The sequence below is a fragment of the Streptomyces sp. NPDC048417 genome (assembly GCF_040651615.1).
Taxonomy (GTDB): Bacteria; Actinomycetota; Actinomycetes; order Streptomycetales; family Streptomycetaceae; genus Streptomyces.
Window position 1 is genome coordinate 35168 of record NZ_JBEZKI010000005.1, and the last position, 23274, is coordinate 58441.

21 protein-coding genes are annotated in these 23274 nt (G+C 69.5%); 15 read left to right on the top strand and 6 right to left on the bottom strand.

The annotated features are described in order from the left end of the window. Window positions 1-59 precede the first annotated feature (59 nt). From rpsK to truA, 4 genes are all read left to right on the top strand, one after another. Window positions 60-464, top strand: coding sequence for a 30S ribosomal protein S11 (rpsK, locus tag AB0D59_RS09285; RefSeq protein WP_003956432.1), 405 nt, complete (start codon window positions 60-62; stop codon window positions 462-464). Window positions 465-588: 124 nt separating this feature from the next. Beyond that, window positions 589-1611 (top strand): DNA-directed RNA polymerase subunit alpha, encoded by a 1023-nt coding sequence (locus AB0D59_RS09290; protein ID WP_003966937.1) that lies wholly within the window; start codon window positions 589-591, stop codon window positions 1609-1611. 161 nt (window positions 1612-1772) lie between these two features. Next, complete coding sequence (gene rplQ, locus AB0D59_RS09295; protein ID WP_362562768.1) at window positions 1773-2282, top strand: 50S ribosomal protein L17; 510 nt, start codon at window positions 1773-1775, stop codon at window positions 2280-2282. Between the two features lie 127 nt (window positions 2283-2409). Then, window positions 2410-3273, top strand: a complete 864-nt coding sequence (gene truA / locus AB0D59_RS09300; protein ID WP_362562770.1) for a tRNA pseudouridine(38-40) synthase TruA — start codon at window positions 2410-2412, stop codon at window positions 3271-3273. Window positions 3274-3288: 15 nt separating this feature from the next. Here the strand turns inward: truA and AB0D59_RS09305 are convergent, their stop codons facing one another. Both AB0D59_RS09305 and AB0D59_RS09310 read right to left on the bottom strand, forming a co-directional pair. Continuing rightward, on the bottom strand, window positions 3289-4965 hold the full coding sequence (locus AB0D59_RS09305) for a hypothetical protein (RefSeq protein ID WP_362562772.1): 1677 nt from the start codon (window positions 4963-4965) through the stop codon (window positions 3289-3291). Between the two features lie 101 nt (window positions 4966-5066). Continuing rightward, window positions 5067-6242 carry a ricin-type beta-trefoil lectin domain protein gene (locus AB0D59_RS09310; RefSeq protein ID WP_362562775.1) on the bottom strand — a complete coding sequence of 392 codons (1176 nt, stop codon included), beginning with the start codon at window positions 6240-6242 and terminating at the stop codon, window positions 5067-5069. Between the two features lie 237 nt (window positions 6243-6479). Here AB0D59_RS09310 and AB0D59_RS09315 point away from each other — a divergent pair, with 237 nt between their 5' ends. From AB0D59_RS09315 to AB0D59_RS09340, 6 genes are read left to right on the top strand one after another with little or no spacing between them, the layout of a single operon-like run. Continuing rightward, window positions 6480-8033 (top strand): glycosyltransferase family 2 protein, encoded by a 1554-nt coding sequence (locus tag AB0D59_RS09315; RefSeq protein ID WP_362562778.1) that lies wholly within the window; start codon window positions 6480-6482, stop codon window positions 8031-8033. 5 nt (window positions 8034-8038) lie between these two features. Next, window positions 8039-9070, top strand: a complete 1032-nt coding sequence (locus AB0D59_RS09320) for a glycosyl hydrolase (protein WP_362562781.1) — start codon at window positions 8039-8041, stop codon at window positions 9068-9070. Beyond that, window positions 9067-10848 carry a glycosyltransferase family 39 protein gene (locus AB0D59_RS09325; protein WP_362562783.1) on the top strand — a complete coding sequence of 594 codons (1782 nt, stop codon included), beginning with the start codon at window positions 9067-9069 and terminating at the stop codon, window positions 10846-10848. Before AB0D59_RS09320 ends, AB0D59_RS09325 begins: the two co-directional genes overlap by 4 nt. A gap of 33 nt (window positions 10849-10881) precedes the next feature. Further along, window positions 10882-12222, top strand: coding sequence for a UDP-glucose/GDP-mannose dehydrogenase family protein (locus tag AB0D59_RS09330; protein ID WP_362562786.1), 1341 nt, complete (start codon window positions 10882-10884; stop codon window positions 12220-12222). Beyond that, entirely contained in the window at window positions 12219-13001 is a 783-nt protein-coding gene (locus AB0D59_RS09335) for a polyprenol monophosphomannose synthase (protein ID WP_362562788.1), read from the top strand. Before AB0D59_RS09330 ends, AB0D59_RS09335 begins: the two co-directional genes overlap by 4 nt. Continuing rightward, window positions 12998-13510, top strand: a complete 513-nt coding sequence (locus tag AB0D59_RS09340; RefSeq protein WP_362562791.1) for a GtrA family protein — start codon at window positions 12998-13000, stop codon at window positions 13508-13510. Before AB0D59_RS09335 ends, AB0D59_RS09340 begins: the two co-directional genes overlap by 4 nt. Window positions 13511-13526: 16 nt before the next feature. Here the strand turns inward: AB0D59_RS09340 and AB0D59_RS09345 are convergent, their stop codons facing one another. After that, a complete protein-coding gene (locus AB0D59_RS09345) occupies window positions 13527-14411 on the bottom strand; it encodes a hypothetical protein (RefSeq protein ID WP_362562792.1) in 885 nt (294 codons plus the stop codon). Between the two features lie 369 nt (window positions 14412-14780). On the opposite strand from AB0D59_RS09345, the gene rplM reads away from it, so the two are divergent. The 3 genes from rplM to glmM all read left to right on the top strand — a co-directional run bounded on the left by rplM (window position 14781) and on the right by glmM (window position 17375). Next, the gene (gene rplM / locus AB0D59_RS09350; RefSeq protein ID WP_351693668.1) at window positions 14781-15224 is read left to right on the top strand and encodes a 50S ribosomal protein L13; all 444 of its coding nucleotides are present in this window, start codon (window positions 14781-14783) and stop codon (window positions 15222-15224) included. Between the two features lie 42 nt (window positions 15225-15266). Continuing rightward, entirely contained in the window at window positions 15267-15788 is a 522-nt protein-coding gene (gene rpsI, locus AB0D59_RS09355; RefSeq protein WP_362562795.1) for a 30S ribosomal protein S9, read from the top strand. Between the two features lie 228 nt (window positions 15789-16016). Further along, a complete protein-coding gene (gene glmM, locus AB0D59_RS09360; RefSeq protein WP_362562798.1) occupies window positions 16017-17375 on the top strand; it encodes a phosphoglucosamine mutase in 1359 nt (452 codons plus the stop codon). Window positions 17376-17514: 139 nt separating this feature from the next. Here glmM and AB0D59_RS09365 read toward each other — a convergent pair whose 3' ends face one another. The 3 genes from AB0D59_RS09365 to AB0D59_RS09375 all read right to left on the bottom strand — a co-directional run bounded on the left by AB0D59_RS09365 (window position 17515) and on the right by AB0D59_RS09375 (window position 20456). After that, on the bottom strand, window positions 17515-18435 hold the full coding sequence (locus AB0D59_RS09365) for a DUF389 domain-containing protein (protein ID WP_362562800.1): 921 nt from the start codon (window positions 18433-18435) through the stop codon (window positions 17515-17517). A 37-nt stretch (window positions 18436-18472) separates the two neighbouring features. Next, window positions 18473-19441, bottom strand: a complete 969-nt coding sequence (gene coaA, locus AB0D59_RS09370; protein ID WP_362562803.1) for a type I pantothenate kinase — start codon at window positions 19439-19441, stop codon at window positions 18473-18475. A gap of 82 nt (window positions 19442-19523) precedes the next feature. Beyond that, window positions 19524-20456, bottom strand: a complete 933-nt coding sequence (locus AB0D59_RS09375) for a CbrC family protein (protein WP_362562805.1) — start codon at window positions 20454-20456, stop codon at window positions 19524-19526. A gap of 524 nt (window positions 20457-20980) precedes the next feature. On the opposite strand from AB0D59_RS09375, the gene glmS reads away from it, so the two are divergent. Further along, a complete protein-coding gene (glmS, locus tag AB0D59_RS09380) occupies window positions 20981-22828 on the top strand; it encodes a glutamine--fructose-6-phosphate transaminase (isomerizing) (protein ID WP_362562808.1) in 1848 nt (615 codons plus the stop codon). Between the two features lie 52 nt (window positions 22829-22880). Then, window positions 22881-23252 carry a holo-ACP synthase gene (locus tag AB0D59_RS09385; RefSeq protein WP_362562811.1) on the top strand — a complete coding sequence of 124 codons (372 nt, stop codon included), beginning with the start codon at window positions 22881-22883 and terminating at the stop codon, window positions 23250-23252. Window positions 23253-23274 lie beyond the last annotated feature (22 nt).

Below are 23274 nucleotides of genomic sequence, written 5' to 3' on the forward strand. Positions count from 1 at the left end.
CAACGCTTCATCAGCGGTCTTCGCTGTAGGACCGACCACCTCCCCGTAGGAGTTACTAGATGCCCCCCAAGGGTCGTCAGGGCGCTGCCAAGAAGGTGCGCCGCAAGGAAAAGAAGAACGTCGCTCACGGCCACGCGCACATCAAGAGCACGTTCAACAACACGATCGTCTCCATCACGGACCCGTCCGGCAACGTGATCTCCTGGGCCTCCGCCGGCCACGTCGGCTTCAAGGGCTCCCGGAAGTCCACGCCGTTCGCCGCGCAGATGGCCGCCGAGTCGGCTGCCCGCCGCGCCCAGGAGCACGGCATGCGCAAGGTCGACGTGTTCGTGAAGGGCCCGGGTTCCGGTCGTGAGACCGCGATCCGTTCCCTGCAGGCCACGGGCCTTGAGGTCGGCTCCATCCAGGACGTCACCCCGACCCCGCACAACGGCTGCCGTCCGCCGAAGCGCCGCCGCGTCTGACGCGACGCCTTCGGGCCTGAGGTTTCCGGGCGGTACGGCTCCGTAAAAGGGCCGTATCGCCCGTACCCTTGCAGTACCTGTAGGGCGTCAAATAGCGGGCGCCCGCAACTGAAGGATCCACACCATGCTGATCGCTCAGCGTCCCTCGTTGACCGAAGAGGTCGTCGACGAGTTCCGCTCCCGGTTCGTGATCGAGCCGCTGGAGCCGGGCTTCGGCTACACCCTCGGCAACTCCCTGCGTCGCACCCTCCTGTCGTCGATCCCCGGCGCTGCTGTCACCAGCATCCGTATCGACGGTGTCCTGCACGAGTTCACCACCGTGCCGGGCGTCAAGGAGGACGTCACCGACCTGATCCTCAACATCAAGCAGCTGGTCGTCTCCTCGGAGCACGACGAGCCGGTCGTGATGTACCTGCGCAAGCAGGGCCCGGGTCTGGTCACCGCCGCCGACATCGCGCCCCCGGCCGGTGTCGAGGTGCACAACCCCGACCTGGTCCTCGCCACGCTCAACGGCAAGGGCAAGCTGGAGATGGAGCTGACGGTCGAGCGCGGCCGCGGTTACGTCTCCGCCGTGCAGAACAAGCAGGTGGGCCAGGAGATCGGCCGTATCCCGGTCGACTCCATCTACTCGCCGGTGCTCAAGGTCACGTACAAGGTCGAGGCGACCCGTGTCGAGCAGCGCACCGACTTCGACAAGCTGATCGTCGACGTCGAGACCAAGCAGGCCATGCGTCCCCGTGACGCCATGGCGTCGGCAGGCAAGACCCTGGTCGAGCTGTTCGGTCTCGCCCGCGAGCTGAACATCGACGCCGAGGGCATCGACATGGGCCCCTCGCCCACGGACGCCGCCCTGGCCGCCGATCTGGCGCTGCCGATCGAGGAGCTGGAGCTCACGGTCCGCTCCTACAACTGCCTCAAGCGTGAGGGCATCCACTCCGTGGGTGAGCTCGTCGCCCGCTCCGAGGCCGACCTCCTGGACATTCGCAACTTCGGTGCGAAGTCCATCGACGAGGTCAAGGCGAAGCTGGCCGGCATGGGCCTGGCCCTCAAGGACAGCCCGCCCGGATTCGACCCGACCGCCGCCGCCGACGCCTTCGGTGCCGACGACGACGCGGACGCCGGGTTCGTCGAGACCGAGCAGTACTAAGAGCTCGGGACCGACTGCCCGTTCTTGGCTGCGGGACCGTTGTGGCTGGTCGCGCAGTTCCCCGCGCCCCTTGGGGCGCGGGGTCTCCGACAGACGACCGTCTGCTCGGATACTGACCCCGGTACCTGATACGGCCGGGGCAGACACACAGGAGAAGAACCATGCCGAAGCCCACCAAGGGTGCCCGTCTGGGCGGCAGCGCCGCGCACGAGAAGCTGCTCCTCGCGAACCTCGCGAAGGCGCTCTTCGAGCACGGCCGTATCACCACCACCGAGGCGAAGGCCCGCCGTCTGCGGCCGTACGCCGAGCGTCTGGTCACCAAGGCGAAGAAGGGCGACCTTCACAACCGCCGTCAGGTGCTCCAGGTCATCACGGACAAGAGCATCGTGCACACGCTCTTCACCGAGATCGGCCCGCGGTACGAGAACCGTCCGGGTGGCTACACCCGTATCACCAAGATCGGTAACCGTCGTGGCGACAACGCGCCCATGGCTGTCATCGAGCTGGTCGAGGCGCTGACGGTCGCGCAGCAGGCGACGGGTGAGGCCGAGGCCGCCACCCAGCGTGCCGCCAAGGACGCCGAGGTCAAGGCCGAGGAGACCAAGGTCGAGGAGACCGAGGTCGTCGAGGACGCCAAGGCTGACGAGGCCGAGGAGTCGAAGGAGGCGTAAGCCGTCCTTTGGCTGCCGGTCCGTTGTGGCTGGTCGCGCAGTTCCCCGCGCCCCTGAAAGGGTGCGTGAGCGGGTCCGTCCCTTTCCTGGGACGGGCCCGCTTTTCTTGCCTTGAGAGGATTCTCCCGTGAGTGACGAAGTTCAGCCCGGCCATGTCCGCGTCCGTCTCGACCTGTCCTACGACGGCACCCAGTTCCACGGCTGGGCCAAGCAGGCCGGGGGGAAGCGGACCGTCCAGGGGGAGATCGAGGACGCGCTGCGGACCGTGACGCGGTCGGGGGAGACGACGTACGAGCTGACCGTGGCCGGGCGGACCGACGCCGGGGTGCACGCCCGCGGCCAAGTGGCGCATGTCGATCTGCCCGGGCAACTGTGGGCGGAGCAGGGGGAGAAGCTGCTCAAGCGGCTGGCCGGGCGGCTGCCCAAGGACGTACGGGTGTGGTCGCTCACGGAGGCGCCCAGCGGTTTCAACGCCCGGTTCTCCGCGATCTGGCGTCGGTACGCGTACCGGGTCACCGACCACCCCGGGGGAGTGGACCCCCTCCTGCGCAACCACGTCCTGTGGCACGACTGGCCGCTGGACGTCGACGCCATGAACGAGGCGGCCGGCCGGCTGCTGGGGGAGCACGACTTCGCCGCGTACTGCAAGCGCCGGGAAGGGGCGACGACCATCCGGACGCTCCAGGAGCTGAGCCTTCGGCGGGGGACCGACGGGATCATCACGGCCACCGTGCGGGCTGACGCCTTCTGCCACAACATGGTGCGGTCCCTGATCGGTGCGCTGCTGTTCGTGGGGGACGGCCACCGCGGGCCGGAGTGGCCGGGGAAGGTACTGGCCGCGGGGGTCAGGGACTCGGCCGTACACGTCGTACGACCGCACGGGCTGACCCTGGAAGAGGTGGGCTATCCAGCGGACGAACTGCTGGCGGCGCGGAACAAGGAGGCGCGGAACAAGCGGTCGTTGCCGCTGCGGGGCGCGTGCTGCGGCTAGGCACGCATCCTCGCGTCAGCTCTTTCCGAAGCCCGGGGCGAAGTAGATCGTGTAGGTGCCGTCGCCGGTGCGGGCACTCTTGACGACCTTGTGCACGCGGTAGCCGGCCTGCTTGAGGGTGGGCTGGAGCGCGGTGTCGACGTCTGCGGTCTGGGTGAAGTCCAGGACGACGATCGAGTAGAAGCGGTCCTTGACGGCGGCCTGCAGGGCGGGGGCACCCTGGAGCGTCTTCTTGGTCTCAGGGTCCTTGTAGGTCTTGCCGACGAGGTCCTGCCACTGCTGCCAGTTGCTGGATTCGCGCAGGTAGTAGGCGGGGACGTCGTAGTTCTCGACCAGGTACTCGTCTTTCCCCTTGTGCACGTACGGGCGAAGCGCGGAGACGAGACCGGAGGAGTCGGGCCACTCGCCGAACATATGCGCCGCCTGGCCCGCCCCGACGTAGCCGAGCGGGCCGACGACCAGGGCGGTGACCAGGACGCCGGCGGTGACGTGGACCTTGCCGCTGAGGGCTGTGAACAGTCGCGCGAGCAGCAGTCCGGCCACGATGCAGGCGAACCAGGCGCCGAAGTCGACGTGCTTCTGGAGGGAGAGCCAGGTGTGGATGCGGACCTGGTTGAGAGGTGCGAGCACGCCGCCGGCGAAGAGCACCAGGGCGAGCCAGATCTCGGCGCGTTCGGTCTTGTCGCGCAGGGCGAGCACGACGGTCACCAGGACACCGATCAAGGCTATGACCAGCAGAGGGCCGACCCACTTGGCCGCTTCCCCGGCGACGTAGGAGGCGGCGTCGGTGCCCGGTTTGCGCATCAGGGTGGTGTGGGTGAAACCGTCGATGTGGGCCTTGGCGCCGACGGCGGGCATCAGGAGGGCGACCAGCCACACGATGGTGAGTTCGACGCCGCGGCGCCACCGGGTCCCGTGCCAGGGGGAGCCGCCGTGCCCGGCGAAGACGGCGATGCCGACCACGACTGGGGTCCACAGCAGTGAGGCGTACTTGGTCCAGTCGGCCAGGGCCAGGATCACCGCGGCGGCGGCCATGCTGGGGTAGCCGCCGCCGGTGGCGAGCCGGACCGTGAAGTAGGCAGCCCAGGCCAGCAGCGCGAGCGCCAACGCGTCGTAGGTGGAGTAGCCGCCGAGGAACTGCGTGGGTCCCACGGCGGTGAAGAGCGCGGCCGCGAAGAAGGCCGCCACGGACCCGTACAAGCGCCGGGTGGACAGGTGGATGGCAAGGGTCGCCGAGAGCATGAAGACCAGGCTCAGCAGCCGCGTTCCGCGCAGCCCGCCGATCATGTCGGCGGTTGCGACCACGACCGGGTAGATCAGCGGCGAGCCGGAGAAGAAGCTCGCGTAGTCGGCGACGGCGGCGCCGTGCACGACGTGGTTGATCTCCTGGTACCCGGAGTAGATGTAGGTGCCCTCGTCCACGAACGCAGTGTTGCTGCCGGTGAGGCGGAAGGAGAGGGCGGCCTGCACCAGCAGGACGGCCAGCAGCGGCAGCCAGTCCGTGCGCCAAGCGGCCTGCGGCGCCTTGGTGACCGGGTTGGGTCGGCGGCGGGCGATCCGCTCGGCGGTGCGGCGGGCGGCGATGTCCTCCGCGACCGTACCCAGTGGCATGGTGGTGTCCACACCCGGTGGCGCGGGCCGGCGGCGGCTCCCCGTGCCCTCGGGTCTGATCCAGGTGCCGTCTGCCGTCATCAGGCGTCACTCTCTCGGAGTTCGGAGCCCTGACCCGACGGAGCCCCCCCGTTAGGTCTATCGCTCAAGTGTGTGGACGATGTGCGGATGATAGGCCATGGTCATGACGCCAGGCCGTTGTAGGGCAGAGTCCAGCGCTGTGACGCCCCCTCCCGGCACCGTTCCAGGGTCGCCAGGACACCGACCGCCAGGGAGCCCCTCGCGGTGTCCAGACAGCGGCCGGAGGCGGGGTTCACCAGCCGCCCGCCCGGGTCGGCCGCCCAGCGCTGGGCGGTGTCCCCGGTGCAGTCGGCCAGTACTGCGGCGCCGCCGCGCGGCTGGAGACAGCGTCCACCGGTGCGCAGGGAGCCGTCGTTGGCCACCGCCCAGACCGTCTTCCCGCCGCTGCCGCCGCAGGAGCCGGTGACTACGTCGTCGTCCGCGCGCAGGCAGATACCGGTCGCGCCGGACCGCAGGACCCCAGCCGGCAGGGCGGTGCTGTTGTGGAAGGCGAAAGAGAAAGTGCGCAGGCCCACGCCGCCGGTCCAGATCTCGAAGCCCGCCGCGACCTTGCACAGCCGGGAGGAGGTGGGAACGTAGCCGCGCTGTAGGGCGTTCGCGGCGAACAGCCTCAGATCCAGCCGCCGGACGGTGTGGGTCGGGTCGGTCCTGACGTAGCTGATCACACTGTGGGTGCCGGGGCGGGGTGCCTGGTACACCTCGTACGCCGCGTCACCGAGCGTCACCGTGCGGGGTGCCCGGCTGCCGGCGGGCACCACGTTGTCCGTGCGGTCCAGCCAGATCATCAGTTCGGCGCTGTGCGCGGGGTTGCAGTCGGTCGCGTTCGGGCCGAACCACAGGTCGTACGCCATGTTGTACGAGCCCGCGGCGGCGGGCCAGGCCGCCCAGTCGCTGGTGGCGTCGCCCAACTCGGCGACGGGCACCGGCAGTCCGGCCGTGCCGGGGACGGTGGCGATGTTGGGGTAGGCGCGTGGCGCCTTCGAGTCCTTGGCGACGAGACCGCCGGCCGCGGAGACGGTGAAGCCGGTGTCGCCGGTCGTCTTCAGGCAGACCGTGCCGGCGGAGGCGTTCCAGCGGTTCGGTTCGATGCTGTATTTGCCGGCCTTCACCAGTTGCTGCGGGTACGGCTTTTCGGTGGTCGTGCACAGCGTGCCGGCACCGGTGGAGGTCGCCGGGCGCGGGGCGGATGCGGACCCAGGCGCGGCGGTGTGCGTGGAGCAGCCGGTGAGAAGGGTGAGGACGGCGCAGCCTGCGGCGATGCGGAACCGGATATTCATTGTGAGGGGAATCACTGGATCCGATCTGTCATGCCCATGGCCTTACGCCGCTTAGATGCCGGTTACATGTGGATTTATGCAAGACCCCTCGCCATTCCTCGCAATATTTCTCGTCTATCCTCACCCGATCGATCGAGAGTATTCACAAAAGCTCCGTGGGGGGGCATAGGCATGACCGTCGTGGACGGGTCTGTGGCGGCGGGCGGGGGCAGAGAGGCTTCGGCGTCGCATCGCAGGATGCGACGCGGGCGACCGCCCGCCCGCAAGCAGTACGGGCTGCTTCCGCAGCCGCCGGACAACGAGGAGAAGTACTCCTACACGAGCCGCAGGCTCTGGGTGCTGACCTGCTTCTCCATCATCAGCTTCTGCTGCCTGGTGGCCAGCCAGGTAGCGCTCGCCCGCTCGTCCCCGTGGTTGTGGGTCTACCTGCCGTTCCTGCTGTTCACGGTCGTGTACTACCTGGTCTCCCTCAAGGTGAACGGTTTCACCAAGGACTTCGACCTAAAGGCCCACCGTGCCCTGGTCCGGGACTGGCGGCCGGCCCGCTACCCGACGGTCGACGTGTTCCTGCCCGTGTGCGGGGAGCCGATCGAGGTACTGCACAACACCTGGACCCATGTGGCTCGGCTGCGCGACCGCTACCCCGGTGTGGTCACCCCGTACGTCCTCGACGACGCCGCGAGCCCCGAGCTGGCCGCGATGGCGGTGGACTTCGGCTTCGTCTATGGCACGCGCAGTAACCGGGGCTGGTTCAAGAAGGCGGGGAACCTGCACTTCGGGTTCCAGAACTCCGACGGTGACTACATCCTCATCCTGGACGCCGACTTCGCTCCCCGTGAGGACCTGCTGGAGGAACTGCTCCCGTACATGGAGAAGGACCCGGATGTCGGCATCATCCAGTCCCCGCAGTTCTTCCGTATCCTTGACTCGCAGAACTGGATCGAGCGCGGCGCGGGTGCGGTGCAGGAGCTGTTCTACCGCTCCGTCCAGGTCTCCCGGCAGAACAGTGACGGCGCGATATGCGTGGGCAGCTGTGCCGTCTACCGGCGCGCCGCGCTGGAGACCAACGGCGGCACCACGCTGATCGAGCACTCCGAGGACGTGCACACCGGCTTCGACCTGCGGGGCCTCGGCTGGGACCTGCGCTATGTGCCGGTCGCGCTGTCCACCGGAGTCTGCCCGGACACGGCGGGTGCCTTCTTCAACCAGCAGTACCGCTGGTGCTCGGGTTCGATGAGCCTGCTGGGCAGCAAGAAGTTCTGGCAGGCCAAGCTCCGGCCGGAGTCCCGGCTGTGCTATATGTCCGGTTTCTTCTACTACATCCACACGGCGCTGTTCACGGTCGTCTCGCCGCTTATCCCGATCGTGCTGCTGCTGGCACTGCCGCAGATGCTGAAGATCGAGTACATGGGCCTGGTGCTGCCGAGCCTCATCTACACCACGCTGATCTTCCCGCTCTGGCACCGCAACCCCTACCGCCTGGAGGCCTGGGCGGCCCGGATGATGTACGGCTGGGCACATCTCTTCGCCATCTGGGACATCCTCCGCAAGAACCGGATGGGCTGGCAGCCGACCGGGTCCAGCGGCGCCAAGAAGAACAAGACCCGGCGCTTCTGGATCGGGATGATCGTCTGGGGCGGCGGCACCGCCGCGGTCTGGGTCGGGGCCGCGACCTGGCGCATGCTCACCATGAACCCGCTGGACTTCGCCTTGGTGCTGGCCTCCGGCCTGTTCTACGCCGTGGTCGTCGGCCGGGTCCTCGTGCAGCCGCGCAGCCGGGAAGTGGTGTGATCCCGATGTCTGCACCTTCGTACGAGACCGCGTCGCGGCGCGCCCTGCCGCTACTCGGCCTGTTCATGGCCTGCCTGATGCTGCTCACCGGCTGCGGCCTCACCGCCGACACGGACTCCGGTGACACGGACGCGCAGCAGGGCGGAACGTCCGGAACCGACAGCGCGAAGTCCGTCACGCCCTACGACGTCAGCCCCCTGCTCAAGCCTGACGGCAAGTACCTCGGGGTGGCGCTCACCGGGGTGCCCAGGTCCCTGAAGGCGCTCGGAACCTACACCAAGGACATCGGCAAGCAGCCGAACGTGCTGGAGTACTACGCCGCGTTCGGCGACGGCTTCGACACCAGCGGGGTCCGCCGGATCAACCAGGCGGGCGCGCTGCCCTTCATGGCCTGGGAGCCCTTCAAACCCTCGCTGAAATCCATCGTCGACGGCGCGTCGGACGCGTACATCAAGAAGACGGCGGCGGACATCGTGCGCCTCAACCTGCCCATCGCGATCAGCTTCGGGCACGAGATGAACGGCGACTGGTACGCCTGGGGCCGCACGAAGGCCGAACCCGCCGACTTCGCGGCCGCCTACCGGCACATCCACGACCTCTTCCAGGACGCTGGCGCGACCAATGTGATCTGGGTCTGGACGCCCAACGTCATCAACCCCATGCCAAACGTCGACCTCAAGCAGTACTACCCGGGCGACTCGTACGTCGACTGGGCCGGGATGATCGGCTACTACACGCTCACCGGCGAGCACACCTTCAGTACCCTCTACGGCCCGACCATGCGTGAGATCAGGACCTTCACCAAGAAGCCGTTCTTCATCGCGGAGACCGCCGCGCAGGGCGGGGAACGCCGCCGGGCCGACGTCGAGGACCTCTTCGACGGCGTGAAGGAGCACGACGACGTGCTGGGCTTCGTCTGGTTCAACATCCCCAAGCGGGCCGACTGGCGCATCGAGACCAGTCCGCTCGCCATGGCCACCTATCGCAAGCGCGCGGCCGACTCCGGCTTCGGCTTCGACATCAGGAAGCAGCAGTGACCGAGCACACGGACTCCTGGTTCAGCCCGGCCAGCCCGCCGCCCGACTGGAATCCCGCGCAGGCCGACCCGAACCGCTACGCCGACCCGGCGCTGCGACAGGTGCAATATCAGCGGCCCGCCTACTCCGCCCAGACCCTGGCCCCGGTGCCCGCCCCGGCCCCGGTGCCCGCCCCGGCCCCGGTGCCGGGCACGGAGAGCGACCGGTACGAGGGCCAGCTCGACGCCCAGCACGTCATCGAGAGCTACGCTCCCGAGCCGTACGAGACGCTGGCCGCCGACGGGCCGCAGTATGCGATACCCGACATCCCGGATTCCGGCTGGTCTGCGGCACCCAGCCGCCGACGCCGCTGGATCGGCCGGATCCTGCTGTTCGGCGTGCTGGTCATGCAGGCGCTGCTCTCGCTCCGGCTGAGCAACATCGCCAGCCCCGAGGAGGCAGTCAATCTGGTGGTCGGCCGTCAGGAGTACGGTCACCTGGTCGATGGCACCGCCGTCACCACCGACCTCGTGCACCGCCTGTCGGGGTCGGCCAGGCTCTACCCGGTCCTGGCTGGCGCCGCCGACAAGCTCCACGGGCTGGCCGGGGTGCGGCTGCTCAGCCTGCTGTGCGCCCTGATCGCCACCGCGTTGCTGTACTCACTGACCCGCCGGATGTTCAACGAGCGGGTGGCGAGCTGCGCCGCAGCGGCCTACGCGGTTCTGCAGTCCACCGTCGTCACGGGCTACTACGCCTCGCCGGACGCACTGGCGCTGATGCTGGTCGCCCTCGCCGCCTGGATCGTCGTCCGCACCAACCGCGCTCCTGCCGTGGCCGTGCTGGCGGCGGCCCCAGTAGCCGCGCTGGCGGCGGCGGTGGAGCACATGACCGTGCTCGTCCTGCCCACCCTGCTGCTGCTGGCCGTGCACATGGCCTGGCCGCACAAGGGACCCGCCAAGGGCATCCTCCGTGGCGTCGTGCTGGGCGCTGGCATCGCCGTTCCGCTGCTGGTCGCCGGTGTGCTAACCGAGATCAGGAAGGTAACGCCCGCGCATGGCCGGGGCAGCGAGAGCGCCCTGCACATCCTGAGCACTTCCGCCCAGTGGAGCGGCCTGTTCGTGCTGCTCGCCTGCGGCGGCGCGGTCGCCTGGGTCAGGCGGGAGCGGATGAACGAGTCCGTCGACATGGACAGCGTCCCCGGCTCGGCGCTGCGCAGGGCCGCGCTCGGGCTGACGCTCTGCGTCACCGCGGCGCTCGTGCCGCTGCTTCAGGCCGAGTTGCACACGTCGGCGGGCATGTTCCGGCACATCGCGTTCGGTCTGCTGCTGGCCGCCCCGATGGCCGGCCTCGGCATCACCCGGATGATCGGCGCCCACTTCCGCCATCCCCAGCTGGGCATCCTGGCCTGGGTGCTGATGCTCGCACTGGGCATCTCCCAGTCCGCCCAGCGATTCGAGAGCTGGCCCGGCGTCGGCCTGGTCGAGGTACTGCGCGCCCATGTCCACGGCAAGGGCACCTATCTGTCCGAGGTGGAGGGTGTGCCCCAGTACTACCTGGGTTCCGTGACCGAGCCAGGCCAGTGGGTCTCGCTCGGTGCGGACAGCGCCGGCCGCGTCGCGAAGGGCCGGTACGGCCTGATCGTCCTCGACGTCGCCTCGTCCGGACCGGGCACCGCCCGGGAACGGGCCGTCACCCAGGCCATCCGCTCCGGCGGTCACTACCGCCTGATCGCTCAGTTGCCCTATCGGGATCGGGCCGCCGACGCGGCCGGTGTCTACCGCGTCTACGTCAAGCAGTAGGCCGGGTTCGTCCGCAAGGAGGTGCCGCACACCATGCGGCTCACTGTCATAGGCACCGGCTACCTCGGTGCCACCCACGCCGCCTGTATGGCGGAGCTCGGGCACGAGGTGCTCGGGGTCGACGTGGACCCGGACAAGGTCGCCGCGCTGCGGGCCGGCCGGGTGCCGTTCCACGAACCCGGGCTGCCCGGGCTGATCGCGAAGCACACCGCGAGCGGGCGGCTGCGGTTCACCACGGACTACGCGGAGGCCGGAGCCTTCGGCGAGGTGCACTTCGTGTGCGTCGGCACCCCGCAGCGGCCCGGCTCCGAGGGCGCCGACCTCACCTACATCGACGTGGCCTTCACGGCGATCGCCGGGCACGTGGGGCCCGGGGCACTGATCGTCGGCAAGTCGACCGTGCCGGTCGGGACGGCCGAGCGGCTGGCCGCGGCCTTCGACGCCGAGATCGCCTGGAACCCGGAGTTCCTGCGGGAGGGGTTCGCCGTCGAGGACACGCTGCGGCCCGACCGGCTGGTGTTCGGGGTGCGGTCAGAGCGCGCTGAATCGATTCTGCGTGCGGTGTACGAGCCCGTCCTGGGCCTCGGCACCCCGCTGGTCGTCGCCGACTTCCCGACCGCCGAGCTGGTCAAGACGGCCGCCAACGCCTTCCTCGCCACCAAGATCTCCTTCATCAACGCGATGGCCGAGGTCTGCGAGGCGGCCGGCGGCGACGTCGGTGTTCTCGCCGAGGCGATCGGGCACGACGACCGGATCGGCCGGAAGTTCCTGCGCGCGGGCGTCGGCTTCGGCGGCGGCTGCCTGCCCAAGGACATCCGCGCCTTCGCGCACCGCGCCGACGAACTGGGCGTCTCGCTCGCCTTCCTGCGCGAGGTCGACGCGATCAACATGCGCCGCCGCGACAAGGTTGTCGAACTGGCCCGGGCACTGTGCGGGGGCACAGTTCTCGGGGCCCGCATCGCGGTGCTCGGCGCGGCCTTCAAGCCGGACTCGGACGACATCCGGGACTCGCCCGCGCTCAACGTGGCCGCCCGGCTGCGCCTGGATGGCGCCGACGTCACGGTCTACGACCCCGAGGCGCTGGACAACGCCCGCAAGGCGTTCCCGCTCCTCGGCTACGCACTGTCGGCCGAGGAGGCGCTGCGCGGCGCCGGCCTTGTGCTGCATCTGACGGAGTGGCCGCAGTTCCGGGAGATCGACCCGGAGCACGCCGCCACGCTGGTCGCCCGGCCGCTGATCGTGGACGGGCGGGGGGTGCTCGACGCGGACCGCTGGACTGCGGCGGGCTGGCACTTCCGGGCGCTGGGCAGACCCGCGCCCGCTGCGAAGAGGCCCGCTGCGGGCCTCCCTGGGGAGGGACTGAGAACACCATGACGGAGCTCGACAGACACTCTGGCGCACTGGTCACCGTGGTGATGCCGACTTACAACGAGGCGGCGAACCTGCCCCGAATGGCGGAGCTGGTCCTCGGCCTGCCCGTCGACGGGCTTCATCTGAAGATCGTCGACGACTCCAGCCCGGACGGCACTGGGCGGATCGCCGAGGAACTCGCCGAGAAGTACAACGCAGACCGGCCCGCCGGGCGGCCGCGCATGAGCGTGCTGCACCGGACCGAGAAGGACGGCCTCGGGCGCGCCTACGTCGCGGGCATGACCGCGGCGCTGGCGGAGGGCGCCGCCTACGTCGTCCAGATGGACGCCGACGGCAGCCACCCCGCCGAGGCGATCACGCGGATGCTCGACGCGGTCGTGTCCGAGGGGGCGGGCCTGGTCGTCGGCAGCCGGTACGTGGCCGGTGGCTCGCTGGACGAGGACTGGGGCAGGCACCGGGTGCTGCTCTCCCGGTTCGCCAACCGCTACGCCCGGACCGTGCTCGGCACCGCGATCCGGGACATCACAGCCGGGTTCAACCTGTGGTCGGCGCGGACCCTGCGCGATGTGGACCTGCTGACCCTGGACAGCGCGGGCTACAGCTTCCAGGTCGAGCTGAAGTTCAAGGCGGTCCGGGCCGACCACAGCGCCGTCGAGATTCCGATCCGCTTCGAGGAGCGGACGGAAGGCGAGTCCAAGATGAACCTCGCGACCCAGATCGAGTCCGCGGTGATGCCGCTGCGGCTGCGCCTGCGCCACCGGCAGAGCCGAACGGGGCGGTGAGCGGGCGGCACGCGCTCCCCTCCCGGCGGGGGAGCCTGTACCGCGAGATCGCGAAGTTCGGGCTGGTGGGGCTCACCGGATTCGTGGTGAACCTGGCGGTCTTCAACGTGATCAGGGCCGTCGTCCACTGGCAGCCGGTGCGCGCGAGCGTGGTCGCGACAGCTTGTGCCGTACTGGGCAACTACGTGGGCCTGCGCTACTTCGCCTACCGGAACCAGGACCGGGACGACGGCAGCGGTCGGAGGGAGCTGGGCCTCTTCCTCTTCTTCAGCGCGGTCGGCCTGGTCATCGAGAACGGGGTGCTCTACGCGACCACCTACGGGTTCGGCTGGCAGAGCACGTTCGCCTACAACGTGAGCAAGTTCCTCGGCATCGGCATCGCCACCCTGTTCCGCTTCTGGTCCTACCGCACGTGGGTCTTCAGGGCCGCCGAGGGCACCCCGCCGCGCACGGTCGCGCGCGGCGGACCCCAAGAGCCCGTGCTCCAGGCCACCTGGGAGCGGACCTGACCGGACGTGTCCGAAATCACTGGCCGGCGTCGGCCGCGGCCGACGCCTGGGCCTCGCCCCGCCGGCGGATCTGCCGGAAGGTGAACTCCGCCAGGTCGTCACCGGTCTGGAAGACCTTGGTGTCCTTGGTGGTGACGTCCTTGCCGTTGAGGAAGCCGGCGGTGGTGAAGTAGGCGTACCGGCCGTAGGAGTTGGTCGTCGTGCGGCAGACGCCGGAGGCGCAGAAGGCCTTCACCCCGGAACCGGCCAGCGCGGTGACGAAGCCCTTCTTGTCGGCCTCGGTCTTGGCCTTGGCCGCCTGCGCCTCGGTGTCGAAGACGGCCACACCGACCGTCACCGCGGCGCCGTCCTTGAAGTAGGTGACGCGCAGCAGCCGGGTGCAGTCGTTCTTGGTGAGGATGTTCGGGAGGGTGCCCTTGGCGGCCGTGGCGCACTTCTTGGTGTCGGCCGTGGCGCCCTTCTTGTACACCGTCTCGCCCATGGTCAGCTGGGTGCCCGGGAAGAGGGTCTCGGCGCTGAGTGGCGCCGTGTCCTTCTTCACACTGGATATGAATTCCTCGGGGTCCAGCGGCGGCGGCGCACTCGTCGGCGCGAAGGACGGCGTCGAGTCCGCCGAGTCGCTCGGCAACGAGGCGCTCGCGGGCAGGTTGCTGGGCGTGCCCGAGGCGTTGTTGTCGCCGTTCGCGGACACCACGGCCATGGCGACGGCGGTGCCGATCGCCAGGGTGGCGACCACGCCACCGCCGATGAACAGCACTCTGCGCCGCTTGTTCCGCGTCTCCGAGGCCTCGGCGAGCGCGGCCCAGTCCGGGGTCTGGTCGGCTCCGCCGTTCCAGGGCTGCTGCGACTGCGGTTTCCAGGGATCCCACTGGGACTGGGGTCCCCCCTGCCCATAGCTCATGGGGCGCATCTTAGACGGGGGCCGGGGGGTACCGGTGCGACAGTACGAAGGGTGATAGTGGACCTTTGGGGGCAGGACGGCGTATCCCGGCCGCGCCGGGCGCCCCGGGCTCGCGCCAATGCCGACGACGGCTCGTCCGGATGTCGGCGGGAGCTCGTTTTGACCCGTCAGGGGGCAGCCTTGTAGGCTTCGTCTTCGTTGTGTATTGGCTCGCTCATTCTCACGGGAGTGGCCTCTACCTAGGTTCCCTGGAGCAGTTACCAGTGGGCGGCATACGGGCAGCGTCCCCGGCATTGTCGTCCCCAGCTGCACGATCGCTTCAGTGATGCCATGTGTCAGCACCCATCCACTGAAGAAGAAGGCTGCGAAGTGCGTACGTACAGCCCCAAGCCCGGCGATGTGACTCGCCAGTGGCACGTCATCGACGCTCAGGACATCGTCCTGGGTCGTCTCGCCACCACCGCCGCGTCCCTTCTGCGGGGCAAGCACAAGCCGATCTACGCTCCTCACGTCGACACCGGTGACTTCGTCATCATCATCAACGCCGACAAGGTGCACCTGTCCGGCAACAAGCGGACCCAGAAGATGGCGTACCGCCACTCCGGCTACCCGGGTGGTCTGCGCTCCGTCCGCTACGACGAGCTGCTGGACAAGAACCCCGAGAAGGCCGTCGAGAAGGCCGTCAAGGGCATGCTCCCCAAGAACACGCTGGGCCGTCAGATGCTCTCGAAGCTGAAGGTCTACAAGGGTGACGTGCACCCGCACGCTGCGCAGCAGCCGGTGCCGTTCGAGATCACCCAGGTCGCGCAGTAAGTCCGGCCACCCCCTAAGACTGAAGAGAATCTGAGGAGAATCGTGGCCGAGACCACTGTTGAGCAGCCGGTCGAAGAGACCGAGCTCGTCGACATCGACAGCTACACCACCGAGTCGGACGTCCCCGTCGAGGGCGAGTACACCTCCGAGTCCCTGGCCTCCCGCTTCGGCGAGCCGCAGCCGGCCGCCGGCCTGGGTCGTCGCAAGAACGCCATCGCCCGCGTCCGGATCGTCCCGGGCACCGGCAAGTGGAAGATCAACGGTCGCACCCTTGAGGACTACTTCCCCAACAAGGTGCACCAGCAGGAAGTCAACGAGCCCTTCAAGGTGCTCGAGCTCGAGGGCCGCTACGACGTCGTCGCCCGCATCGCCGGTGGCGGTGTCTCCGGCCAGGCCGGTGCGCTCCGTCTCGGTGTCGCCCGCGCGCTGAACGAGGCCGACGTCGACAACAACCGCGGCCCGCTCAAGAAGGCCGGCTTCCTCAAGCGCGACGACCGTGCGGTCGAGCGCAAGAAGGCCGGTCTGAAGAAGGCCCGCAAGGCCCCGCAGTACAGCAAGCGTTAATCGCCCGCTGCCTGCCCGTACGTACAGACGGGCCTGGCCCGCGTATCCGGGTTCTGGCTCGACGCGTACTCCGAACGCCCCGGCGGCACGCCACATGTGCCGTCGGGGCGTTCGTTTATCCCGGCCAAGGGCGTATAACGACACAAGACGCTCAAAGGCTGGTGTGATCGCATGACTAAGCGCCTGCCATCATTTCCTGGCAGCAAGGACGCTTCTTCAGGAGGACAAGTGGGACGACTCTTCGGCACGGACGGCGTGCGCGGCGTCGCCAACGCGGACCTGACGGCCGAGATGGCGCTCGGGCTGTCGGTCGCGGCGGCGCACGTGCTGGCCGAGGCGGGCACGTTCGAGGGCCACCGGCCGAAGGCGGTCGTCGGACGGGATCCGCGTGCGTCCGGGGAGTTCCTGGAAGCGGCCGTGGTCGCGGGCCTGGCGAGCGCGGGCGTCGACGTCCTGCGCGTCGGCGTGCTGCCCACCCCGGCGGTCGCGTTCCTGACCGGCGCGCTCGGCGCCGACCTCGGCGTCATGCTCTCCGCCAGCCACAACGCCATGCCCGACAACGGCGTCAAGTTCTTCGCCCGCGGCGGCCACAAGCTCGCCGACGAGCTGGAGGACCGGATCGAGGCGGTCTACGACTCCCACCGCCACGGCGAGCCCTGGGAGCGGCCCACCGGCGCGGGCGTCGGCCGGGTACGGTCCTACGGCGAGGGCTCCGAGCAGTACATCGCCCACCTGCTGTCGGTCCTCCCGAACCGGCTCGACGGGCTGAAGATCGTCCTGGACGAAGCGCACGGCGCGGCCGCGGGGGTCTCGCCGGAGGCGTTCCGCCGGGCCGGCGCGGACCTCGTCACGATCGGCGCGGAGCCGGACGGGCTCAACATCAACGACGGCTGCGGTTCCACCCACCTGGACAAGCTGAAGGCCGCGGTCGTCGAGCACGGGGCCGCCTTCGGCATCGCGCACGACGGCGACGCGGACCGGTGCCTCGCCGTCGACCACACCGGCGAGGAGATCGACGGCGACCAGATCCTGGCCGTGCTGGCGCTGGCCATGCGGGAACGGGGTGCGCTGCGCTCGGACACCGTCGTCGCCACCGTCATGTCCAACCTCGGCTTCAAGCTGGCGCTGGAGCGGGAAGGACTGCACCTCGTCCAGACCGCGGTCGGCGACCGGTACGTCCTGGAGGAGATGAAGGAGCACGGGTACGCCCTCGGCGGCGAGCAGTCCGGGCACGTCATCATCCTCGACCACGCGACGACCGGTGACGGCACGCTGACCGGGCTGCTGCTGGCGGCGCGGGTCGCTCAGACCGGGCGGTCGCTGCGGGAGCTGGCGGGCGTGATGGAGCGGCTGCCGCAGGTGCTGATCAACGTGCCGGACGTCGACAAGTCCCGGGTGAGGACCTCCGGGGACCTGGCGGCGGCGGTCGCGGAGGCGGAGCGCGAGCTGGGGGAGACCGGGCGCGTGCTGCTGCGCTCTTCGGGCACCGAGCCGTTGGTACGGGTGATGGTGGAGGCCGCGGACATCGAGCAGGCCCGGTCGGTGGCGGGGCGGCTGGCCGACGCCGTCAAGTCGGCGCTGGGGTAGCTGTTCTCCGGGTTCGGGGTGCCGGGGAGGGTGCGCCGCGGGCCGCGGGCTGCTGGCCACGGGTTAGTCGTGGCGTGTCCCGCCCACGCGGCGGAGCCGCACTTGTCGCGGCCCCGCACCCCTGACGGGGCGCTCTGCCTCAAGTCGCTTTCCTCCAGAGCCATTTCTGGCTCAGCAGAGTCGCCGTACCCGCCAGGGCGATCCCCAGCAGGTTCAGCAGCAGTTGCTCCGTCGAGCCCCACGCCTGCCGGTACTCGGTGAAGGCGAAGGCCACTGCCGCGTTCGCCGCTGCCGGGACCGTGGTGACGGAGATCGCCACGCCCACCAGGGCACCTGACTTCGCCGAGGTCAGGGAGAGTATGCCGGCGATGCCGGCCAGTACCGCCACCACGAACGAGAACGCGTCGGGGCGGTAGATGAAGTTGGTGTTCGGGCGCTCCGCCTCCAGCTGCACCTTGGTGAAGAGGTTCAGTCCGTCCATGAGGTAGGTGAAGCCGACCGTCACCAGCATCGCCACGGCGAAGCCGACGAGCAGTGCGGTCAGGGAACGCAGAGCCAGGCGGGGGTGGCGCCGCACCAGCGCCGTGCAGATGCCGGCCAGCGGGCCGAACTCCGGGCCCACCGCCATCGCCCCCACGATCAGGATCGCGTTGTCCAGGACGACACCGCAGGCCGCGATCATCGTGGCCAGGGTGATGAAGGCGACGTAGGTGACCGACAGCGTCGACTCCTCGTGGGTCGCGTCCGTCAGCCCCTCCCACAGCACGGCGTCGGCGCCCTCGCCCGGGGCCTCCGCCTCGGCCTTGGCGGCCCGGTCCGACAGGCTCAGGTCGATGTCCTCGACGGCGATCGAGCCGGTGCGGTCGAGGCCCAACGCCCGCAGCCCACCGATGAGTTCGTCACCCGCCTCACGGGCCACGTCGCACATCACGACGTCCCCTGCGGGGTTGCGGGCGGCCCCCGGCAGCACCACGAGGTGGGCCGTGCCGACCGTTGTCTCGATCAGCCGGACCACGTCGTCCGTGCGGTCCGCCGGGGTGATCAGGCGCAGATGCAGCATGATGCCTTTTTAACAGGCGGTCCCGGCGGGCGGGGTGTCAGAGCTTGCGCAGCCGCAGCCGCTGCACCTTGTGGTCCGGGCCCTTGCGGACGACCAGGGTGGCGCGGCCGCGGGTCGGGGCGATGTTCTCGACCAGGTTCGGCTTGTTGATGGTGCGCCACAGGCCGCGGGCGTACTCCAGGGACTCCTCCTCGGACACCTGGGTGTACTTCCTGAAGTACGAGTCCGGGTTCTGGAAGGCGGTCGCGCGCAGCTTGCGGAAGCGGTTGAGGTACCAGTGCTCGATGTCCTCGGTGCTCGCGTCGACGTACACGCTGAAGTCGAAGTAGTCGGCGAGGCCGACCCGGGTGCGGCCGTCGCTGCCGGGCAGGGCGGGCTGGAGGACGTTGAGGCCCTCGACGATCAGGATGTCGGGGCGCCGGACGGTGAGCTTCCGGTCCGGCACGATGTCGTAGATCAGGTGGGAGTAGACGGGGGCGGTGACCTCGTCCTTGCCGGCCTTGATGTCGGCGACGAAGCGGGTCAGGGCCCGGCGGTCGTACGACTCGGGGAAGCCCTTACGGGCCATCAGGCCGCGGGCTTCGAGCTCCTTGGTGGGGAGCAGGAAGCCGTCCGTCGTCACCAGCTCGACGCGCGGGTGCTCGGGCCAGCGGGAGAGCAGGGCCTGCAGGAGCCGGGCGACGGTCGACTTCCCGACGGCCACCGAGCCCGCCACGCCTATGACGAAGGGGGTGCCGGACTGGGAGCCCTGCTCGCCGAGGAAGGTGTTCAGGGCGCTTCTGAGGCCGTCCGTGGCACCGACGTACAGATTGAGCAGCCGGGACAGCGGGAGGTAGATGTCCCGCACCTCGTCCAGGTCGATGACATCGCCCAGGCCACGCAGCTTCTCGACCTCCTCGGCGGTGAGCGGCAACGGCGTCTTGTCCCGCAGCGCGCTCCACTCGGAACGGGTGAGGTCGACATAGGGAGTCGCCTCCGGCCTGTGCCGGTGGGCGCTCCGGGGCATCGGGGAGACCGGAGAGATCACATTCCATTGTTAACGGAGTTTGAACTGGGTGGGGGGTGGGGTCGGTCACGTGGGGCTTTGATCAGGTGAAGTCGGCATGGGCGAGGTGGACGTCGCAGACCCGGCACCGGAAGAGGTAGGCGGTCGGCCGGCCGTCCTTGTCGAGCGAGTCCAGCAGGCCGTCGGCCTGACCGGAAGGCCACTGCCGGCGCAGGTACTCGACCGCGCTCGGATACGCCTTGAGCTCCCCGGCCCCGGCGCGGCCGAGGAAGACGGCGCCGTCGCCGCAGTGCGTCAGCCAGTACGGGGACTGCCAGGCGAAGAACCCCGGGGTGCGTTCCAGAATGGTCAGCACGACGTCTCGGGGTGCGTCACCGTCGACGGTGTCGGTGAAGGAGGCGCCGTAGCGTTCGGCGGCGGTGCCGAAGGCGATGCAGTACGGGCAGATGCCGGTGCTCGGGGCGTCGGCGGCGTAGACGGGGCCCGTGTAGACCCACCCGCGTTTCTGTCCGCAGCACACGCATGCCTCGTCGGAGGCGGTCACGGAGCCGGTGGCGACCGGGTTCGGGTGGTACGGGAAGTCCGGAAGGAGCGGCCGGCGGGGCTCTTCCGGCTGCGGGTTGATGACGTGAGAGACGGTCTGACCGGTCAGGGCGGCGGACGGCACCACGATCGCGTCCGCGCGGAGGGGCTCCGCAAGGTGCTTGCGGTCGGCTTCGTCTCCCAGGATCGCCGGGCCGTCCTGAGGCAGCACCACCGCGCCAGTGCGACGGGCGAGTTCGGCTGTGCGGTCGAGTACGGCGCCGGTGGAGAATCTGTTGAATGTGAGCCCCTCGGTGCCGCCGTAGACCTCCGAGGCCCCTCCGTCCTCGGCCTCGAGATCCCAGGACTCCGGCAGCCCGGAGGCGGGCATGCCGCCGACGGTGACGGGTCCGAGTACCTCTCGTATCGCGGTCTCACTCACGGGCACGGGTTCGCCGTCGACGAACCGGATCAGGTGGATGCCGTAGCTCAAGCTGCGTTCCCTGGTCTGTTGTTGGCGCGGTCCGTTGACACATGAGCGGCTCAGGAGCGCAAGCCCCTCACGTGGACCATGCTCCCGTGTCCGTGTCCGTGTCCGTGTCCGTCCGGTTCCTCGACCTCGAATCCCGCCGATGCGAGAATCCCCAGCAGAGCGGCCCGCATGTGCCTGAGCGGTGTTGTGATGACGGACGGGCGGAGGCGGAAAGCGAGCCTGAAGACGGCGATGAATGAGATGGCGCGGAAGGCCGGGTCCAGCATTTCTCTGGAAAGCAGCGCGAGTTCCGTCGCCCCTTGGGGAGTGGCGTGAAGTCGTGTACGGCGCGAGGGTGATGAGGGGGGCGTCGAGGGTGACCCCTTGGGGATCTTGTGGTGTATTTGTGTCGGTGATGTGTTCGCGGTGTGCGGGTGGTTGGTGTCGCTGGCTTGAGGTTGGCCGGTTTCGAACCCCGGTGTAATTTCCGATTTCGGGCACGCTGAGCCGTGTTCGGGCGGGCGTCGGCACTTAGGCTGCCGCTCATGTGCGGAATCGTGGGATACGTGGGGGCGCAGTCGGCGCTCGATGTGGTGGTCGCCGGGCTGAAGCGGCTGGAGTACCGCGGGTACGACTCGGCGGGTGTCGCCGTGCTCGCGGACGGCGGGCTGGCCTCGGCGAAGAAGGCCGGGAAACTGGTCAACCTGGAGAAGGAGCTGACGGAGCGGCCGCTGCCGGCCGGTGCCACCGGGATCGGGCACACCCGCTGGGCCACGCACGGCGGGCCGACGGACGCCAACGCGCATCCGCACCTCGACAACGCGGGCCGGGTCGCCGTCGTCCACAACGGGATCATCGAGAACTTCGCCGCGCTGCGCGCCGAGTTGGCGGAGCGCGGGCACGACCTGGCGTCCGAGACGGACACCGAGGTGGTGGCGCATCTGCTGGCGGAGGAGTTCTCGGTCACCGCCGACCTCGGGGAGGCGATGCGGCTGGCGTGCCGACGGCTTGAGGGCGCGTTCACGCTGGTCGCGGTGCACGCCGACGACCCGGACGTGGTGGTGGGCGCACGCCGGAACTCCCCGCTGGTGGTAGGCGTTGGAGAGGGCGAGGCCTTTCTCGCCTCGGACGTCGCCGCGTTCATCGCCCACACGCGGTCGGCGATCGAGCTGGGCCAGGACCAGGTGGTGGAGCTGCGCCGGGACGGCGTGACGGTGACGGGCTTCGACGGCGCCCCGGCGGACGTCCGCCCGTACCACGTCGACTGGGACGCGTCGGCAGCGGAAAAGGGGGGTTATGACTACTTCATGCTCAAGGAGATCGCCGAGCAGCCCAAGGCGGTCGCCGATACGCTCCTGGGCCGCATCGACGCGGCCGGCTCGCTGACCCTGGACGAGGTCCGGATCGGCGCCACCGAGCTGCGTGAGGTGGACAAGGTCGTCATCGTCGCCTGCGGTACGGCCTTCCACGCCGGCCTGATCGCCAAGTACGCCATCGAGCACTGGACGCGCATCCCCTGCGAGGTGGAGCTGGCCAGCGAGTTCCGGTACCGGGACCCGATCCTGGACTCGCGGAGCCTGGTCATCGCCATCTCGCAGTCCGGCGAGACCATGGACACCCTGATGGCGCTGCGGCATGCGCGGGAACAGGGCTCGAAGGTGCTCGCCATCTGCAACACCAACGGCTCGACGATCCCGCGCGAGTCGGACGCGGTGCTGTACACCCACGCCGGGCCGGAGGTCGCGGTCGCCTCGACCAAGGCGTTCCTCACCCAACTGGTGGCCTGCTATCTGGTCGCCCTGTACCTCGGTCAGGTGCGGGGCACCAAGTGGGGCGACGAGGTCGGCGCCGTGATCCGGGACCTCTCGCACATCTCCGGCGAGGTCGAGCGCGTCCTGGAGACCATGGAGCCGGTACGGGCGCTCGCGCGCTCCCTCGCCGACAAGAAGACGGTGCTGTTCCTCGGCCGGCACGTCGGCTACCCGGTCGCCCTCGAAGGCGCCCTGAAGCTCAAGGAACTGGCCTACATGCACGCCGAGGGCTTCGCGGCGGGCGAGCTGAAGCACGGGCCGATCGCGCTCATCGAGGAGGACCTGCCGGTGGTCGTGGTCGTCCCCTCCCCGCGTGGGCGCTCGGTCCTCCACGACAAGATCGTCTCCAACATCCAGGAGATCCGGGCCCGGGGCGCGCGCACCATCGTGATCGCGGAGGAGGGGGACGAGGCGGTGGTCCCGTACGCCGACCACCTGATCCGCATCCCGGCCACCCCCACCCTGCTCCAGCCCCTCGTCTCCACGGTCCCCCTCCAGGTCTTCGCCTGCGAACTGGCCACGGCCCGCGGCAACGAGGTCGACCAGCCGCGCAACCTGGCGAAGTCCGTGACGGTGGAGTGAGGGGAGAGGCCGGGCGAGCCTGCGGCAGCCGGGTGGATCGTAGAGTGCCCGGGTGAGCATCATCGGGGTAGGGATCGACGTCGCCGAGATCGACCGGTTCCGGGAGTCGTTGGAGCGGACTCCCGGGCTGGCCGGGCGGCTGTTCGTGGAGCGGGAGTTGCTGCTGCCGAGCGGGGAGCGGCGCGGTATCGCCTCGCTCGCGGCGCGGTTCGCGGCCAAGGAGGCACTGGCCAAGGCGCTGGGGGCGCCGCCCGGGCTGCTCTGGACGGACGCGGAGGTGTTCGTGGAGGACAGCGGGCGGCCGCGGTTGCAGGTGAAGGGGAGCGTGGCCGCGTGTGCGGCGGAACTCGGGGTGCGGTCCTGGCATGTGTCGCTCAGCCATGACGCCGGGGTGGCGTCGGCGGTGGTGATCGCGGAGGGGTGACCCGGGGGCGGCCGGATGCGCG

Bases quoted from the DNA above. Each gene is read 5' to 3' on its own strand.
- AB0D59_RS09335 (WP_362562788.1), top strand. From the start codon at position 12,219: ATGACGGAGCTCGACAGACACTCTGGCGCACTGGTCACCGTGGTGATG.
- AB0D59_RS09315 (WP_362562778.1), top strand. From the start codon at position 6,480: ATGCGACGCGGGCGACCGCCCGCCCGCAAGCAGTACGGGCTGCTTCCG.
- AB0D59_RS09320 (WP_362562781.1), top strand. From the start codon at position 8,039: ATGTCTGCACCTTCGTACGAGACCGCGTCGCGGCGCGCCCTGCCGCTA.
- rplQ (WP_362562768.1), top strand. From the start codon at position 1,773: ATGCCGAAGCCCACCAAGGGTGCCCGTCTGGGCGGCAGCGCCGCGCAC.
- AB0D59_RS09365 (WP_362562800.1), bottom strand. From the start codon at position 18,435: ATGCTGCATCTGCGCCTGATCACCCCGGCGGACCGCACGGACGACGTG.
- AB0D59_RS09305 (WP_362562772.1), bottom strand. From the start codon at position 4,965: ATGACGGCAGACGGCACCTGGATCAGACCCGAGGGCACGGGGAGCCGC.
- AB0D59_RS09330 (WP_362562786.1), top strand. From the start codon at position 10,882: ATGCGGCTCACTGTCATAGGCACCGGCTACCTCGGTGCCACCCACGCC.
- rpsK (WP_003956432.1), top strand. From the start codon at position 60: ATGCCCCCCAAGGGTCGTCAGGGCGCTGCCAAGAAGGTGCGCCGCAAG.
- AB0D59_RS09345 (WP_362562792.1), bottom strand. From the start codon at position 14,411: ATGAGCTATGGGCAGGGGGGACCCCAGTCCCAGTGGGATCCCTGGAAA.
- glmS (WP_362562808.1), top strand. From the start codon at position 20,981: ATGTGCGGAATCGTGGGATACGTGGGGGCGCAGTCGGCGCTCGATGTG.
- AB0D59_RS09290 (WP_003966937.1), top strand. From the start codon at position 589: ATGCTGATCGCTCAGCGTCCCTCGTTGACCGAAGAGGTCGTCGACGAG.
- coaA (WP_362562803.1), bottom strand. From the start codon at position 19,441: ATGCCCCGGAGCGCCCACCGGCACAGGCCGGAGGCGACTCCCTATGTC.
- AB0D59_RS09310 (WP_362562775.1), bottom strand. From the start codon at position 6,242: ATGAATATCCGGTTCCGCATCGCCGCAGGCTGCGCCGTCCTCACCCTT.